The organism is Streptomyces sp. NPDC041784, assembly GCF_055591025.1.
The window spans coordinates 1-15,987 of record NZ_JBVJAB010000056.1 but is presented as its reverse complement, the minus strand read 5'-3'; the positions used below and the strand labels follow the sequence as shown (position 1 = coordinate 15,987).

Genomic DNA, 15,987 nt, shown 5'->3' with positions numbered 1-15,987 from the left:
CCGCCCCCTGGCGCCACGTCACTGTCGTGATCAAGTTCGCCGCAGGCTAGCAGCAGGCAGTGACAACGGTGAGAGTGGTGGACCCGGTCGTAGGGTGCTCGGCATGAGCATCATCGGTGTCGGTATCGACGTGGCGGAGATCGAGCGGTTCGCGGCGTCGCTGGAACGGACCCCCGCGCTGGCCCAACGGCTGTTCGTGAAGAGCGAGTTGCTGCTGGCGAGCGGGGAGCGCAGGGGGGTCGCCTCGCTGGCGGCGCGGTTCGCCGCGAAGGAGGCGTTGGCCAAGGCGCTGGGGGCACCGGCGGGGCTGCTGTGGACCGACGCGGAGGTGTACGTGGAGGACAGCGGGCAGCCGCGGCTGCGGGTGTGCGGGACCGTGGCGGCCCGCGCGGCGGAACTGGGCGTGCAGGCCTGGCACGTGTCGCTGAGTCATGACGCGGGCGTGGCCTCGGCCGTGGTGATTGCCGAGGGATGACGGCCGGACGGTGACAGACTCGGCCGTATGCGTACCGCGTACAGCGTAGAAACTGTCAGGTCGGCCGAGCGCGCTCTCATGGCGCGGCTTCCCGAGGGGGCGTTGATGCAGCGGGCCGCGGCCGGACTCGCCGCCGCCTGCGCCGACTTGCTCGGGCGGGTGTACGGGCGGCGGGTCGTCCTGCTGGTGGGCAGCGGGGACAACGGCGGCGACGCCCTGTACGCCGGCGCCCGGCTCGCCCGGCGGGGCGCGGGCGTGACGGCCGTCCTGCTCGCGCCCGCGCGGACCCACGCCGGGGGACTGGCGGCCCTGCGGCGGGCGGGCGGGCGGTCGGTGGCGCCCGGGGACGCCGGACCCTTGATCTCGCGGGCCGACCTCGTGCTGGACGGGATCGTCGGGATCGGCGGGCGGGGCGGGCTGCGCCCGGACGCCGTCGCGCTGGCCGGCCTGGTCGCCGGGTCACGGGCGGCCGTCGTCGCCGTCGACCTGCCGAGCGGTGTGGAGGCGGACAGCGGCGAGGTGCGGGGGGCGGCCGTGCGGGCCGACCTCACCGTCACCTTCGGCGCGCACAAGCCGGGGCTGCTGATCGATCCGGCGCGGGAGTACGCCGGGTCGGTGCGGTGCGTCGACATCGGGCTGGAGCTGCCGCCGGGCGGGGCCGCGCTGGAGGCGCTGCAGCACGCGGACGTGGCCGCGCTGCTGCCGGTGCCGGGCGCGCAGAGCGACAAGTACCGGCGGGGGGTCGTGGGCATCGCCGCCGGGTCCACGCGGTATCCGGGCGCCGCCGTGCTGGCCGTCGCGGGCGCGCTGCGGGGCGGGGCGGGAGCGGTGCGGTACGTCGGTCCCGCCGGGCCGGCCGTGCTCGCCAGGTTCCCGGAGACGCTCGTCTCGGACGGGGGGCCGCTGGAGGCGGGGCGGGTGCAGGCGTGGGTGGCCGGGCCCGGGGCGGGGGACGACGCCGCCGCCGTGGCGCAGGTGCTGGGCGCGGACGTACCGGTGCTGCTCGACGCGGACGGGCTGCGGCTGGCCGACCGGGACGCGGTACGGGCCCGGACCGCGCCGACCCTGATGACCCCGCACGCCGGGGAGGCCGCCGCGCTGCTCGGGGTGGCGCGGGAGGAGGTCGAGGAGGCCCGGCTGACCTGGGTGCGTGAACTCGCCGCGCGGTACGGGGCGACCGTGCTGCTGAAGGGGTCGACCACGCTGGTCGCCGGGCCGGACGGGGGGCCCGTACGGGTGAATCCGACCGGGACGCCGTGGCTGGCCACGGCCGGGAGCGGGGACGTGCTGTCCGGGCTCGCGGGGTCGTTGCTGGCGGCGGGGCTGAGCGCGCTGGACGCGGGGAGCGTGGCGGCGTATCTGCACGGCCTGGCGGGGCGGTTCGCGGCGGACGGGGCGCCGGTGGGGGCGTACGACGTGGCCGAGGCGGTGCCGGGGGTGTGGCGGGATGTCCAGGGGTGACGGCGGCCGGAGGCGGCGCCGTGTGCTGAAAGGGTGACCCCGCCGCGCGGCATCTCCGTCGCCCCATCCCCTCACGATTTTCTGATCGCATGATCAGCAGACGTATCGCGTCCCCCGCTCTCGCCGTGCTCCTCGCCGGGACGGCGCTGCTGCCCGTCGGGACCGCTTCCGCCGCGCCCGCTTCCGCCGTGCCCGTGCCGCCCGCGCCCCGCGGTGAGCCGGTGCCGAACAGCGAGCCCGCTCCCGGCGGTGAGCCGGAGCCAGGCACCGAGTCGGCGCCCGGGACCGAGCTGGTGCCCGGGGTGCCGCCGGGGCCCCGGCAGCCCTGGCAGATCGACACCCCCGACCAGGTGCTCGCGCCGACCGTGTACCGGCCCACGGCCCAGGAGGACGCCGTAGAGCCGAGGGACGCACCGGAGGGCACCTACGACCTGGTCGAGTACGTGCCGCTCGGCGAGGCCACCGCGCGGGTGACGTGCAGCACGAGCGCCGGGCCGTACCAGCGGGCCGTCGAGCGGTGGCTGCGGCTGAAGGTGGACGGGAAGCAGTCCGCCGCCGACTGCCGGGCGATCCAGGCCTTCCAGAAGAAGGAGAAGATCAAGCCGGCGATCGGCTTCGCGGGGCCCGTCACCTGGGCGCGGATGCAACTGATCTCCGCGCGCAAGAACCCCGACGCAGGGAAGAAGTGCCCCGTGAAGGCCGCCACACGGGTCGCCTGTGTGGACCTCGACCGGCAGCTGACGTGGGTGCAGAAGGGGACGAAGGTCGTGTTCGGGCCGGTGTCCGTGCGGACCGGACGGACCGCGTACCCGACCCGCACGGGCTGGCACACCGTCTACTGGAAACACAAGAACCACACCTCGACCCTCTACAACACCCCCATGCCGTACGCCCAGTTCTTCAGCGGCGGACAGGCCTTCCACGCCGTCTACGACACGATCCACACCACCGTCGGCTCCATGGGCTGCGTCAACCTCACGGTCACGGACGCGCGCAAGCTGTGGGACATCCTGAAGAAGGGGGACCGGGTCTATGCGTGGGGGCACCGGCCCGGCACTTGAGGGGCTGTCCGACCGCTCTGAGACACTGGGCGCGATGAGTGAGACTGCCCGCCCGCCCGCCGCCCCGCCCCGCGCCCACGCCCGCGCGGAGATCGACCTGGCCGCGCTGCGGGCCAATGTGCGGACCCTGCGCGCCAAGGCGCCGGGCGCGGCGTTCATGGCCGTGGTCAAGGCCGACGGGTACGGCCACGGCGCGTTCCCGTGCGCCCGCGCGGCCGTCGAGGCCGGCGCCACCTGGGTGGGAACGGCCACGCCCGAGGAGGCGCTCGCGCTGCGCGCCCGCGGCGGACTGCCGGCGGACGTCAGGATCATGTGCTGGCTGTGGACCCCGGGCGGACCCTGGCGGGAGGCCGTCGAGGCCGACCTCGACGTGTCCCTGAGCGGGGTGTGGGCGCTGCGCGAGGCCGTCGAGGGCGCCCGCGCCGCCGGACGTCCCGCGCGCGTGCAGCTCAAGGCCGACACCGGCCTGGGGCGGGGCGGCAGCCAGCCCGCCGACTGGCCCGAGCTGGTCGCCGAGGCGCTGCGGGCCGAGCGTGACGGGCTGGTCCGGATCACCGGCCTGTGGTCGCACTTCGCCTGCGCCGACGAGCCCGGGCATCCGTCCGTCGCCGCGCAGCTCACCCGCTTCCGCGAGATGGTGGCGTACGCCGAGGAGCGGGGCGTGCGGCCCGAGGTGCGGCACATCGCCAACTCCCCGGCCATGCTCACCCTCCCGGAGACCCACTTCGACCTCGTCCGTCCGGGCGTCGCGATGTACGGCCTCTCGCCCAGCCCGGAGGTCGGCACCTCCGCTGACCTCGGGCTGCGCCCGGTGATGACGCTGGCGACCCCGCTGGCCCTGGTCAAGCACGTCCCGGGCGGGCACGGCGTGAGCTACGGCCACCACTACGTCACCCCGGGCGAGACCACCCTCGGTCTGGTCCCGCTGGGCTACGCCGACGGTGTTCCGCGCCACGCCTCCGGGACCGGTCCGGTCCTGGTCGGCGGCAAGTGGCGGACCGCGGCCGGGCGGATCGCCATGGACCAGTTCGTCGTCGACCTCGGCGGCGACGAGCCGGAGCCGGGCGACGAGGCGATCCTCTTCGGCCCCGGCGACCGCGGCGAGCCCACGGCGGAGGACTGGGCGAAGGCGGCCGGAACCATCGGGTACGAGATCGTCACACGCATCGGCGCACGCGTTCCGCGCGTCTATGTGAACGTGTGACGAGACGGGTAGCCCATAGGCAGCACCCCGGAGCAGGACCCGGATCAGGACCCAGAGGCAGTACCCAGAGGCAGTACCCAGAGGCAGTACCCAAGAGCAGGACCCGGCGGACCAGAGGAGCGGTACGTGAGCGAGAGCAGTGCGGAGGCAGTGGCGAGCGCCGCCTCGGCGGCCGTCGTCGCCGCCTCCGCCACGGGGGCGGCCGGGGGCTGGCGCCGGGCGACCGGTATCGCCGGTGCCGCGATAGGCGTGATCGCCGCGGGCGCCGCGGCCGGGGTCGCCCTGGAGCGGATGACCGTGGGGCGGGGGATGCGGGCCAAGGCCCGGCTCGCCCTCGACTCGGCGGGCCCGTACGGCGCCCTGCGCGGCACCCCCGGCAAGGCGTACGCCGACGACGGCACCGAGCTGTACTACGAGGTCGACGACGTCGAGCCGCAGGGCGGCCCGGCCCCCCGGCGCCGTCGGCTCTTCGGCCGCAAGGCGCCGCTGCCCGTCACCGTCGTCTTCAGCCACGGCTACTGCCTCACCCAGGATTCCTGGCACTTCCAGCGGGCCGCGCTGCGCGGCGTCGTGCGGACCGTGCACTGGGACCAGCGCAGCCACGGCCGCTCCGCGCGCGGCGCGGCCCAGCTCCAGGACGGCGCGCCGGTCACCATCGACCAGCTGGGACGCGACCTGAAGGCCGTGATCGACGCGGCCGTGCCCGAGGGGCCGATCGTGCTCGTCGGGCACTCCATGGGCGGGATGACGATGATGGCGCTCGCCGCCCAGCACCCGGATCTGATCCGGGACCGGGTCGTCGCCACCGCCTTCGTCGGTACGTCGTCCGGGAGGCTCGGCGAGGTCAACTTCGGCCTGCCGGTCGCGGGCGTCAACGCGGTGCGGCGGGTGCTGCCGGGCGTGCTGAAGGCGCTCGGGCAGCAGGCGGCGCTGGTGGAGAAGGGGCGCCGGGCCACCGCCGATCTCTTCGCCGGGATCATCAAGCGGTACTCGTTCGCGTCCCGGGACGTGGATCCGGCGGTGGCGCGGTTCGCCGAGCGGATGATCGAGGGCACGCCGATCGACGTGGTCGCCGAGTTCTACCCGGCGTTCACCGACCACGACAAGACCGAGGCGCTCGCCCGCTTCACGGACCTGCCGGTGCTGGTGCTGGCCGGGATCGGCGACCTCGTCACGCCCAGCGAGCACAGCGAGGCCATCGCCGACCTGCTGCCGGAGGCCGAGCTGGTGCTGGTCCCGGACGCCGGGCACCTGGTGATGCTGGAACACCCGGAAGTGGTCACCGACCGCCTGGCCGACCTGCTCACCCGCGCGGGTGCCGTACCGGCAGGAGCTACCGTGGGTGGCTATGGAAGCACCAGCAGCACCGCACAACCCGGCTGAGACCGAGCTGACCGTCAACTCCCCCGAACAGATGCGGGAGTTGGGTCGCCGCCTGGCCAAGCTGTTGCGCGCCGGCGACCTCGTGATGCTCAGCGGGGAGCTGGGCGCGGGCAAGACGACGCTGACCCGCGGGCTGGGCGAGGGGCTCGGGGTCCGGGGTGCCGTCACCTCGCCGACCTTCGTGATCGCCCGCGTTCATCCCTCCCTGGGGGGCGGTCCGCCGCTCGTCCACGTCGACGCGTACCGCCTGGGCGGCGGGCTCGACGAGATGGAGGACCTGGACCTCGACGTGTCCCTGTCCGACTCGGTGATCGTCGTGGAGTGGGGCGAGGGGAAGGTCGAGGAGCTGACCGACGAGCGGCTCCAGGTGCGGATCCACCGGGCCGTCGGCGACACCACCGACGAGGTGCGGCAGGTGACGGTCACCGGGCTCGGCCGGCGGTGGGCGGCGGCGGACCTGAGCGTGCTGGCGGCGTAGCCGGTCCGAGCGGGCTACGGCGGAGCGCGCGCCGTGCACGTGCACCGGGAGGCGGCGGAGCCGGTTCGTGAACGTTTCCGACAAGACGTCGGCAAAATGTTGCGTTCGATGTCTTGTGCGTGGTCACATGGTACCCAGTCCTTGGTTAGGTCTACCTAACTAGGTCCCGCCCCACCCCGAGGAGGCGTCCATGTCGGCCACCGAGCCCCAGGCCCCCAAGGCCTCACCGGCCCAGTCGAGGCCGTTCGCACTCGCCGGGGTGTCCATGAGCGATCTGCTGGCCTCGTGCGCGGCCGCGCGAGCCGTCTCGACTCCGCCACGGGTGCCCGACCGCGTGGAGCGGCGGTCCGTCGCGCACCCCAAGGCCGCCTGACCCCTGCCCTGCGTCCGCCGCCTCGCCTGCGCCTGCTCTAGCGGATCACGACGACCGGCTCGCCGATCGTCGCGAACTCCCACATCGCCTTGCCGTTCTCGCGGGACGTGCGGATGCCGCCCGTGCGCCGGCCCGGGTCGGGCTCCGGCGTGGAGCCGTCCATCGCCGCGCTGAAGCCGATGGTCACGCCCTTGGCGGTGGCGAAGCGGACGACGTGCTCGACGGGCGTGCCGTCCGTTCCGGTGGCCGTGTTCGAGCGGGAGGTGACGGCGTACACGCCCGGCGGCGGGTCGATCGTGCCGGGGGTCACCGTGAAGGTGCGTTCGACCTGGTCGCCCGCGGTGACCAGCCAGACCCGGTCGTCGTCCACCGAGTACACGACCCGCTCGCCGGTGCCGGAGCCGTCCGGGAGCGCCGCGGGGTGCTTCTTGTCGCGCGGGGCCTTGGTCGCCGTCGGGGACGGGGCGGCGGCCTGCGGCCTGCCGAGGCCCTCGGGCACATGGGCGGACGCCTGGTAGGCGAGGAACCCGACCGTGGCGACGGCCGCCGCGGTGAGCCCGGCGACGACCGTCGCGCTGCTGCCTGCCACCGTGACCACCTCATCGTCCTCGTCGTCGAAATCGCCGAAACCATCAAATCCGTCGAAACTGCTGAAACCGCCGACATCGTCGTATGTCGAAATCGCCGTATTTCGTGCTTCTGTCGCGCTTCTGTGGATTTCGGTCCCGCTCCGCGGTGACGTTAGCAGCCGTCGCGGCCCCGACCGGGACATCCGACACAGGCGCCGAGGAGCCGTAGGCTGTTGGCGTGCTCTTGCTCGCTCTGGATACCGCCACCCCCGCCGTCACCGTCGCCCTGCACGACGGCACGGACGTCATCGCCTCCTCGAGCCAGGTGGACGCCCGCCGGCACGGCGAGCTGCTGCTGCCGGCCGTCGACCGGCTGCTCGCCGAGGCGGGGCGCGCGCTGGACGCCGTCACCGCGATCGTCGTCGGCACCGGGCCCGGCCCCTACACCGGGCTGCGTGTCGGACTGATGACCGCCGACACCTTCGGGCTCGCGCTCGGCGTGCCGGTGCACGGTCTGTGCACGCTCGACGGCCTCGCGTACGCCTCCGACCTTCAGGCTCCGTTCGTCGTGGCGACCGACGCCCGCCGCAAGGAGGTCTACTGGGCGCGCTACGACGACTCCCGCACCAGAGTCTCCGGCCCGGCCGTGGACCGGCCCGCGGACATCGCGGAGCAGGTGGCCGGGCTGCCGGCCGTCGGCGCGGGCGCGCTGCTGTACCCGGACACCTTCCCGAACGCGCACGAACCCGAGCACGTCTCCGCCGCCGCCCTCGCCTCGCTCGCCGCCGAGCGGCTGGCCCGGGGCGAGGAGCTGCCGGCGCCGCGCCCGCTGTACCTGCGCCGGCCGGACGCCCAGGTCCCCAAGAACTACAAGGTGGTCACCCCGAAGTGACCGAACCCCGCATTCCCGTGCTGCGCGAGATGCGCTGGTGGGACATCGAACCCGTGCTCGAACTGGAGAAGGACCTCTTCCCCGAGGACGCCTGGTCGCGGGGCATGTTCTGGTCCGACCTGGCCCATGCCCGCGGCGCCGAGGCGACCCGGCGGTACCTCGTCGCGACCGAGGGCGAGCGGATCGTCGGCTACGCGGGGCTGGCCGCCGCCGGGGACATCGCCGACGTCCAGACGATCGCCGTCGCCCGCGACCACTGGGGCACCGGCCTCGGCGGCAGGCTGCTGACCGAGCTGCTGCGGGCCGCGACCTCCTTCGAGTGCGCCGAAGTGATGCTGGAGTGCCGGGTCGACAACGTCCGGGCCCAGAAGCTCTACGAACGCTTCGGCTTCGAGCCGATCGGCTTCCGGCGCGGCTACTACCAGCCGGGGAACGTGGACGCGCTGGTGATGCGCCGCACCGACCCATCGACATCAGTACAAGGAACCGAGACCCATGGCTGACGAACCCCTCGTCCTCGGCATCGAGACCTCCTGCGACGAGACCGGCGTCGGCATCGTCCGGGGCCACACCCTGCTGGCGGACGCCGTCGCCTCCAGCGTCGACGAGCACGCCCGCTTCGGCGGGGTCGTCCCGGAGGTCGCCTCCCGGGCCCATCTGGAGGCGATGGTCCCGACCATCGACCGGGCGCTGAAGGAGGCGGGCGTCTCGGCGAAGGACCTCGACGGCATCGCGGTCACGGCCGGCCCCGGGCTGGCCGGCGCGCTGCTGGTCGGCGTCTCGGCGGCGAAGGCGTACGCCTACGCCCTCGGCAAGCCCCTCTACGGCGTCAACCACCTCGCCTCCCACATCTGCGTCGACCAGCTGGAGCACGGCGCGCTGCCGGAGCCGACGATGGCGCTGCTGGTGTCCGGCGGCCACTCCTCGCTGCTGCTGTCCTCGGACATCACCTCGGACGTCCGCCCGATGGGCTCGACCATCGACGACGCGGCGGGCGAGGCCTTCGACAAGATCGCCCGGGTGCTGAACCTGGGCTTCCCCGGCGGACCGGTCATCGACCGCTACGCCCGCGAGGGCGACCCGCGGGCCATCGCCTTCCCGCGCGGCCTCACCGGCCCGCGCGACCCGGCGTACGACTTCTCCTTCTCCGGTCTGAAGACCTCCGTCGCCCGCTGGATCGAGGCGAAGCGGGCCGCGGGCGAGGAAGTCCCGGTGCGGGACGTGGCGGCCTCCTTCCAGGAGGCGGTCGTGGACGTCCTGACCCGCAAGGCCGTACGGGCCTGCAAGGACGAGGGCGTCGACCACCTGATGATCGGCGGCGGGGTGGCCGCGAACTCCCGGCTGCGCGCCCTGGCCCAGGAGCGCTGCGAGGCCGCGGGCATCCGGCTGCGCGTCCCGCGCCCCAAGCTGTGCACCGACAACGGCGCGATGGTCGCGGCCCTGGGCGCGGAGATGGTGGCGCGCAACCGTGCGGCGTCGAGCTGGGACCTCTCGGCGGACTCCTCCCTGCCGGTGACGGACCCGCACGTGCCCGGGCACCACCACGACCATGTGCACGAGGTCAGCAAGGAGAACCTCTACTCGTGACCGTCGCGCTGATGTGGGAGGCCCGTGCGGTCCCCGGGCGGGGCGAGGAACTGCTGGTCTGGGCACGGACACGGCGGCTCGCCGGGCGGCCCCTGCGCAGGGAGACCTTCCGCGCGCCCCAGGACCGGGTCCTGGTCATCACCTGGTGGGACGCGCCGTACGACGCCGACCTCCCCGAACTCCCGGAGCCGGACGGGGAGTTGGTGAGCCGTGCGGTGCACCGCTGGCGGTTCGAGTCCGTGGCGGACCCGGACTGGTCCAGGACCGGTCCAGGACCGGTGCAGGACTAGTCCCTACTGCGGCTGTGGGCCGGACAGGGCCCACACCGACGTCACCAGGGTCGCCCCGCACAGGGTGAAGCCGACCGTGCCGATCAGGGTGGCGCCGGTGAGGACGAGGCCCGTGGCGGCGCCCAGGGCGGTGCCGGCCACGGCGGTCCAGGCCCCTCGCCGCCAGGAGGAGACGCGGCGCAGGGCGATGCCCGGCGGGAGGACGAACGCGTCCCGCAGGTCGGCGCGGACGGCCTCGTCGGGGAACACATCGGCCGGGCGGCGGCGCCGGAGCCGGCCCAGGGGGACCAGCCGGGTCCCGTCGGGGAGGGTGACGACGGCCGGGCGGCGGGACCGGTGGTGCACGCCCACCGGCGTTCCGGCGGCGGTCTCCTCCAGCGCGGGGTGCCACATGACCCGCTGCCAGTGCGTGGCGCCGTCCGGTGCCGTCAGCTCCAGCCAGGTCGTCGCCGGCCCGCGCCAGGCCGCCGCCCGGCGGCTGCCCCGGCGGACCCGGGCCGTCATCGGGCGGCCGGGGCGGCGGGCCGTGAGCTGGAAGCGCAGGCCGCGCCAGACCCAGACCCCGGCCATCGGCAGGGCGAACGCCCCGGCCAGGAAGACCGGGACGATCAGGTCGTCCTCGGCCGCCGTCTCGTCCGGGTCGGCCGGGAAGCCCTCCGAGCCGCCGGGGGCGTACCGCACGGGGAAGCCGGCGCCCTCGGTGTAGCGGTCGGTGTCGTAGACGCCGAAGCGCTGGACGTGCGTTCGGCCCTCGGCGTCCGTCCAGCGCACCCGGACGTCGTCCTCCTCGCCGATGCCGTCCGCCACGACGACTCCGGAGGCGGTGGCCGTGGCGCGGTCGAGGGCGTCGTAGCGGCGTTCGAGGTGGATTCCGAGCCAGGCGGCGAACAGGGCGAAGCCGGTGAGGGTGACGGCCACGCCGAGGAGACCCACGCGCAGGGCCGGGCCGGGGCGCTTCATACGGCGGTCTCCTTCGGTCCGGTGGACGCCAGCAGCGCGCGCAGCGGGCCCGGGTCCCCGCTGTCCACCGCCGCGCCGGCCATCTCGTGCACGTCGACGACCCGGCCGCCGTCGGGCGCGGTGAGCACGGTGTCGATCCAGCGGCCGGCGGGGGTCCAGCCGGCCGTGAGCAGTGCCCCGGCGAGGGTCCGGCCGACGGCGGAGGTGAGGACGGTGCGGGCCAGCGGCGTGCGGACGGGGGCCGGGGCCCAGCGCAGGGACGGTTCCAGGCGGCGGGCCAGAGCGGTCCAGGTGCCGTCGGCGACCGTGTCCAGGGCGGCGGAAACCGCCTCGGCGGGCGTGTCCCGGCCAGTGGCCCGGTGCAGCAGCACGGACGCGGTGTCGTCGTCGCCCAGCTCCCGCAGCCGGTCGTCCGTCAGCTCCAGGAGGCGGACCGGGCGCACCTCCTCGTCGTCGAACTCCTCCTCCCCGTGGGTCAGCACGCGGCGGCACCACCGCTCGACTTCGGCGCCCGTACGCAGGGGGACCGGCGCGGTGCCGTACGGCGTCCCCGTGCGCTCCGGCAGTGCGGCCAGGCGCTCCTCCAGGGGCGGGTGGTCGGCCGTGGCGTACGGGTCCAGGGCTTCCTCCTCGGCGACGGCGCGCGCGGCGCGGCGGGCCACGTGCGGGTCGCTCAGAGCGGTGTCGAGGGCGTCGTAGAAGTCCTCGGGGTAGGCGTCGTCCTCGGCCAGGCCGGCGAGCCAGGACTCGCCGAGGCCTTCGTGGACGGCGTGCAGCAGGACGGTCCGGTGCAGGGCCTCGGCGGTGGCCTCGGTGCCCGCGATCCGCACGGCGTCGGCGTCGGCCGCCGTCTCCGCCCGCCACATGAGCGGCTGCGAGGCGCGCAGCAGCGGTCCGGCCAGGGGCGCGGTGGGGCGGAAGCGGCTTTCGAGGCCGTCCGCGGCGCGGGCGCGGGCGTAGCGCAGCAGGCCGGCGCGGCGGTCGCCCACATGCCGCTCGTGCGCCAGCTCGTGGGCGACGACGGACGCCAGCTGGGCCTCGGTGAGACCGCGCAGCAGCGGCAGGCCCAGCAGGAGGACCCGCACGCCCGCCCCGGAGACCCGGGCGCGGCCCAGGGAGGCTTGGACGTCCGGCACGATCCGGACGAGCAGCGGCCGGTCGAAGCCGAGCCGGTCGGCGACGTCCCGGACCAGCGCGGCCAGTTCCGGCTCGTCGTCGGGGCGCACCGCCCGGCCCGGCAGCGGTTCATCGTCGCCGAAGGCCCCGGACAGCCGGCCCGCCACGATCAGGACGGGGACCAGTGCCGCCCAGGGCGGGCCCCAGAGCAGACACGCGAGGACCAGCGCCGTCCCGACGACGGCCGTCGGCAGCAGGGCGACCGCCAGCAGGGCGGCGCCCAGCAGCCACTCCCCGGCTCTGCGGTCCTGGCCTCTGCGGTCCTGGTCTCTCCAGTCCTGGTCTCTCCGGTCCTGGTCTCTCCGGTCCTGGGCGCTGCGGTCGTGGACCGAGCGGTCTTCGGGTATCGGGGTGTCCATCGCGTTCCCGTCGCGTGCGTGCCTGGAATGCGCCGGTGTGCGCGTCGGCGGATTCTGACACAGGGACACCGCCTCGCCGCACCTCAGTCCCGCCGCACCCGCACCTCGCAGTGCAGCCGCCGTCCCGCCCCCGCCTCCCGGGCCGCTCCCGTGAGCCGGATCCGGGCCACCTCCCGCACGTCCGCGCTGGACGCTCCCAGCCGCAGCTCCAGCGCGCCCGGTTCGACCACCCGCCGGCCCGCGCGGTCGGTGAACGCCGACAGGTCGGCGTGGAAGCCGAAGGTCACCCGGGCCGACTCGCCGGCGGCCAGGTCGAGGCGCCGGTAGCCGATCAGCCGGACGTCGGGGCGGGTCACGCTCGCCACCGGGTCGTGCAGATACAGCTGGACGACCTCCGTGCCGGCCCGCTCCCCGGTGTTGCGGACGGTCACGGACACGTCGTACGAGCCGTCCGTGCCGATCTCCGCGTCGGGCCCCGCGAAGTGCTCCCACACGAAGTCCGTGTACGAGCGGCCGTGGCCGAAGGGGTACAGCGGGGTCGGGTCCAGGTTGCTGACCTCGCCCGCGAGGCCCAGTGGCGGCTGGAGGTACGTCCAGGGCTGGCCGCCCGGCAGGCGCGGCACGCTCACCGGGAGGCGGCCCGAGGGGTTCACCCGGCCCGACAGCACTCCCGCGACCGCCGGACCGCCCTCCTCCCCGGGGAAGAACGCCTGGACGACGGCCGCCAGCCGCCCCTGCCAGCGGCCCAGCGCGTACGGCCGCCCGGTGAGCAGCACCAGCACCACCGGGACGCCCGTCGCGACCAGCGCGTCCAGCAGCTCGCCCTGGACGCCCGGCAGGCTCAGGTCGGCCACGTCGCAGCCCTCGCCGGAGGTGCCCCGCCCGAACAGGCCCGCCCGGTCGCCGAGGACGGCCACGCAGACGTCCGCCTCCGAGGCCCGCGCGATCGCCTCGGTGAACCCGGACGGATCGCGGTCGGAGACGGGGCAGCCCTGGGTGAACGACACCTTCGCGTCCGGGAGTTCGGCCCGCAGCGACTCCAGGAGCGTCGGGATCCCGATGCCCGGCTCCACTCCGGGGTGGTGGGTGAGGACATGGGCCGGGAAGGAGTAGCAGCCCAGCATCGCCAGCGCGTCCGCCGCCCGCGGGCCGACCACCGCGATCCGGGTGTCGGGGGCGAGCGGCAGCAGGCCGGCCGGGTTGTCCAGCAGGACCACCGACTCCTCCGCGAGCCGCCGGGCCAGGTCGCGGTTGGCCGCCGAGTCGAGGTCGACGGACTCCGGGCCCGGCCGCTGCCAGTCCTCGTCGAGCAGGCCCAGCTCGCACTTCTGGAGCAGGACGCGGTGGGCGGCGCGGTCGACCAGCGCCTCCGGGATCTCGCCCGCTCGGACGGCGGCCACCAGTTCCTCGCCGTAGTACTTCACCGTGGGCAGCTCGACATCGATGCCGGCCTCCAGCGCGAGACGGGCCGCCTCGGCCGGGGTGCCGGCCACCCGGTGCAGGGTCTGGAGGAAGCCGATGCCGAAGTAGTCGGCGACCACCGTGCCCGTGAAGCCCCACTCCTCGCGCAGCAGCCGGGTCAGCAGCTCGGGGTCGGCGGAGGCGGGCACGCCGTCCCGTTCCGTGTAGGCGGCCATCACCGAGCGGGCGCCGCCGTCGCGCAGCGCCATCTCGAAGGGGGGCAGGGTGACGTCCGCGAACTCGCGCGTTCCCGCCCGGACCGGCGCCAGGTTGCGGGCGCCCGCCGAGGACGCGTACCCGGCGAAGTGCTTGAGGGTGGCGACGATCCCCGCCGACTCCAGACCGCGGACATAGGCCGCGCCGACCGTGCCGACCAGGTACGGGTCCTCGCCGATCGTCTCCTCGACCCGTCCCCAGCGCGGGTCGCGGACGACGTCCAGGACGGGGGCCAGGCCCTGGTGGACGCCGACCGCGCGCAGGTCGCGGCCGATGTGCCGGGCCATCTCCTCCACCAGCGGCGGGTCGAAGGACGCGCCCCAGGACAGCGGGACCGGGTAGGCGGTGGCGCGCCAGGCGGTGAAGCCGGCCAGGCACTCCTCGTGGGCGACCGCCGGGACGCCGAAGCGGCCGGCGTCGGCGATCCGGCGCTGGGCACGGGCCAGGGCGCGGGCGCCGAGCGTCGGGTCCACGGGGGCGGTGCCGAAGGAGCGGGTCAGCTGGCCCAGCCCCCGGGTGATCAGCTCGTCCCAGTCGTCGGCATGGTCGGCGGTCATGTCGTGCTGGTGCGGGGCGACTCCGTCGCCGTCCGTCGCGGCGCCGACCCAGACGCCGTACAGCTGGGCGGTCTTCTCCTCCAGGGTCATCCGGGCGAGGAGGTCGGCGGCGCGGGCGGTGGCGGGCAGGGCGCGGTCACGCCAGGGGGCGGTGGTCATGAAACTCCTGTCCCGGGGGATCCTGTCCCGAAGGATTCGAATGTTTCGTAACACACTTCGAATGTTCCGGGAACCTATGGCGCCGCACGGGGTTCGTCAAGAGGCCGCGCGAGGATACGATCGCCGCCATGACACCCTCGGAGCCCGCTGAGACGCGGACGGAAGACCGGTCGGCAGTGCCCGGCGGCGGCCGGTCGGCAGCGCGTACGGCCGGCCGGTCCGCGCAGACCGCGACCCTCGCGGAGATCGCCCGCGAGGCCGGCGTCTCGGCGCCGACTGTTTCGAAGGTCCTCAACGGCCGCGCCGACGTCGCCCCCGCGACCCGCACCCGGGTCGAGGAGCTGCTGCGCGCCCACGGCTACCGGCGCCGGCGCGCCGAGGCGACCCGGTCGCCGCTGATCGACCTGGTCTTCCACGAGCTGGAGAGCGCGTGGGCGATGGAGGTCATCCGGGGAGTGGAGAACGTGGCGCGGGACGCCGGGCTGAGCGTGGTGCTGAGCGAGAGCGCCGGGCGGCTCACCCCCGGGCGGACCTGGGCCGACCAGGTCGCCGCCCGCCGGCCGCACGGCGTGGTGCTCGTCCTGTCCGGGCTCGACGAGTCCCAGCGGGCGCTGCTGACCAGCCGGTCCATCCCGTTCGTGGTGATGGACCCGGCCGGTGACCCGGGCGCCGACGTGCCGTCGATCGGGGCCACCAACTGGCAGGGCGGGCTGGCCGCCACCCGGCATCTGGTCGAGCTGGGGCACCGGCGGATCGGGGCGATCAGCGGACCGCCGCAGATGATGTGCAGCCGGGCCCGGATCGACGGCTACCGGGCCGCGCTGGAGACCGCCGGGCTGCCCGTGGACCCCGGGATGATCATGACCGGCGACTTCCACCACGAGACCGGCTACCGGCTGGGCCGCGAGCTGCTCGGCCGCCCGGACCGGCCGACCGCCGTCTTCGCCGGCAATGACCTCCAGGCGCTCGGCTGCTACGAGGCCGCCCGTGAACTGGGGCTGCGCATCCCGGAGGACGTGAGCGTGGTCGGCTTCGACGATCTGCCGGTGGCCCGCTGGGTGGGCCCGCCGCTGACGACCGTACGGCAGCCGCTGACGGAGATGGCCGAGGCGGCGGCCCGGCTGGTCCTCGAACTCGGCCGGTCCCCGTCCGAGGAGACGCCGACGGCCACCCGGGTGGAACTGGCGACGAGTCTGGTGGTGCGGACGAGCACGGGGGCGCCGCCCACTTCCTAGGTGTATTGACCCGCAGCGTTGTTCACACGGCTGATCGGTGGCTGGCCGCCGAGTGCGGTGTGGCAGCGATGGTAGTTGTAGGTGTGCAGGA

At 74.8% G+C, this 15,987-nt stretch carries 16 protein-coding genes; 12 read left to right on the top strand and 4 right to left on the bottom strand.

The genetic code is table 11. From position 1 onward, the window contains the following. The first annotated feature begins 103 nt into the window (after positions 1-103). From ACZ6D7_RS45720 to ACZ6D7_RS45690, 7 genes are all read left to right on the top strand, one after another. Positions 104-475, top strand: a complete 372-nt coding sequence (locus tag ACZ6D7_RS45720; protein WP_469504494.1) for a holo-ACP synthase — start codon at positions 104-106, stop codon at positions 473-475. A 27-nt stretch (positions 476-502) separates the two neighbouring features. Further along, positions 503-1,936, top strand: a complete 1,434-nt coding sequence (locus ACZ6D7_RS45715; protein WP_469504491.1) for an NAD(P)H-hydrate dehydratase — start codon at positions 503-505, stop codon at positions 1,934-1,936. 89 nt (positions 1,937-2,025) lie between these two features. Further along, positions 2,026-2,997, top strand: a complete 972-nt coding sequence (locus ACZ6D7_RS45710) for a L,D-transpeptidase family protein (protein ID WP_469504488.1) — start codon at positions 2,026-2,028, stop codon at positions 2,995-2,997. A gap of 34 nt (positions 2,998-3,031) precedes the next feature. After that, on the top strand, positions 3,032-4,201 hold the full coding sequence (gene alr, locus ACZ6D7_RS45705) for an alanine racemase (protein ID WP_469504485.1): 1,170 nt from the start codon (positions 3,032-3,034) through the stop codon (positions 4,199-4,201). A gap of 126 nt (positions 4,202-4,327) precedes the next feature. Continuing rightward, positions 4,328-5,584: an alpha/beta fold hydrolase gene (locus tag ACZ6D7_RS45700; RefSeq protein WP_469504482.1), complete on the top strand. Its 1,257-nt coding sequence runs from the start codon at positions 4,328-4,330 to the stop codon at positions 5,582-5,584. Next, on the top strand, positions 5,550-6,062 hold the full coding sequence (gene tsaE, locus ACZ6D7_RS45695) for a tRNA (adenosine(37)-N6)-threonylcarbamoyltransferase complex ATPase subunit type 1 TsaE (RefSeq protein ID WP_469504480.1): 513 nt from the start codon (positions 5,550-5,552) through the stop codon (positions 6,060-6,062). Before ACZ6D7_RS45700 ends, tsaE begins: the two co-directional genes overlap by 35 nt. Before the next feature lie 190 nt (positions 6,063-6,252). Next, a complete protein-coding gene (locus tag ACZ6D7_RS45690) occupies positions 6,253-6,435 on the top strand; it encodes a hypothetical protein (RefSeq protein ID WP_469504478.1) in 183 nt (60 codons plus the stop codon). A 37-nt stretch (positions 6,436-6,472) separates the two neighbouring features. Here ACZ6D7_RS45690 and ACZ6D7_RS45685 read toward each other — a convergent pair whose 3' ends face one another. Next, on the bottom strand, positions 6,473-7,024 hold the full coding sequence (locus ACZ6D7_RS45685; RefSeq protein WP_469504476.1) for a hypothetical protein: 552 nt from the start codon (positions 7,022-7,024) through the stop codon (positions 6,473-6,475). A 218-nt stretch (positions 7,025-7,242) separates the two neighbouring features. Between ACZ6D7_RS45685 and tsaB the strand changes: the two genes are divergently transcribed. The 4 genes from tsaB to ACZ6D7_RS45665 are packed head-to-tail and all read left to right on the top strand — an operon-like array spanning position 7,243 to position 9,773. Then, positions 7,243-7,896 carry a tRNA (adenosine(37)-N6)-threonylcarbamoyltransferase complex dimerization subunit type 1 TsaB gene (gene tsaB, locus ACZ6D7_RS45680; protein WP_469504474.1) on the top strand — a complete coding sequence of 218 codons (654 nt, stop codon included), beginning with the start codon at positions 7,243-7,245 and terminating at the stop codon, positions 7,894-7,896. Beyond that, positions 7,893-8,399, top strand: coding sequence for a ribosomal protein S18-alanine N-acetyltransferase (rimI, locus tag ACZ6D7_RS45675; RefSeq protein WP_469504471.1), 507 nt, complete (start codon positions 7,893-7,895; stop codon positions 8,397-8,399). Before tsaB ends, rimI begins: the two co-directional genes overlap by 4 nt. Next, positions 8,392-9,483: a tRNA (adenosine(37)-N6)-threonylcarbamoyltransferase complex transferase subunit TsaD gene (gene tsaD, locus ACZ6D7_RS45670; protein ID WP_469504468.1), complete on the top strand. Its 1,092-nt coding sequence runs from the start codon at positions 8,392-8,394 to the stop codon at positions 9,481-9,483. Before rimI ends, tsaD begins: the two co-directional genes overlap by 8 nt. Continuing rightward, positions 9,480-9,773, top strand: coding sequence for a hypothetical protein (locus ACZ6D7_RS45665; RefSeq protein WP_469504465.1), 294 nt, complete (start codon positions 9,480-9,482; stop codon positions 9,771-9,773). The genes tsaD and ACZ6D7_RS45665 overlap by 4 nt, the downstream gene beginning before the upstream one ends. Positions 9,774-9,776: 3 nt before the next feature. On the opposite strand, the gene ACZ6D7_RS45660 is transcribed toward ACZ6D7_RS45665, so the two are convergent. The 3 genes from ACZ6D7_RS45660 to ACZ6D7_RS45650 all read right to left on the bottom strand — a co-directional run bounded on the left by ACZ6D7_RS45660 (position 9,777) and on the right by ACZ6D7_RS45650 (position 14,661). Continuing rightward, the gene (locus ACZ6D7_RS45660; protein ID WP_469504462.1) at positions 9,777-10,733 is read right to left on the bottom strand and encodes a hypothetical protein; all 957 of its coding nucleotides are present in this window, start codon (positions 10,731-10,733) and stop codon (positions 9,777-9,779) included. Beyond that, complete coding sequence (locus tag ACZ6D7_RS45655) at positions 10,730-12,268, bottom strand: M48 family metalloprotease (RefSeq protein WP_469504459.1); 1,539 nt, start codon at positions 12,266-12,268, stop codon at positions 10,730-10,732. The genes ACZ6D7_RS45660 and ACZ6D7_RS45655 overlap by 4 nt, the downstream gene beginning before the upstream one ends. Before the next feature lie 83 nt (positions 12,269-12,351). Continuing rightward, positions 12,352-14,661: a beta-xylosidase/alpha-l-arabinosidase gene (locus tag ACZ6D7_RS45650; protein ID WP_469504456.1), complete on the bottom strand. Its 2,310-nt coding sequence runs from the start codon at positions 14,659-14,661 to the stop codon at positions 12,352-12,354. A gap of 128 nt (positions 14,662-14,789) precedes the next feature. Here ACZ6D7_RS45650 and ACZ6D7_RS45645 point away from each other — a divergent pair, with 128 nt between their 5' ends. Further along, a complete protein-coding gene (locus tag ACZ6D7_RS45645; protein WP_469504453.1) occupies positions 14,790-15,896 on the top strand; it encodes a LacI family DNA-binding transcriptional regulator in 1,107 nt (368 codons plus the stop codon). Positions 15,897-15,987: the final 91 nt, after the last annotated feature.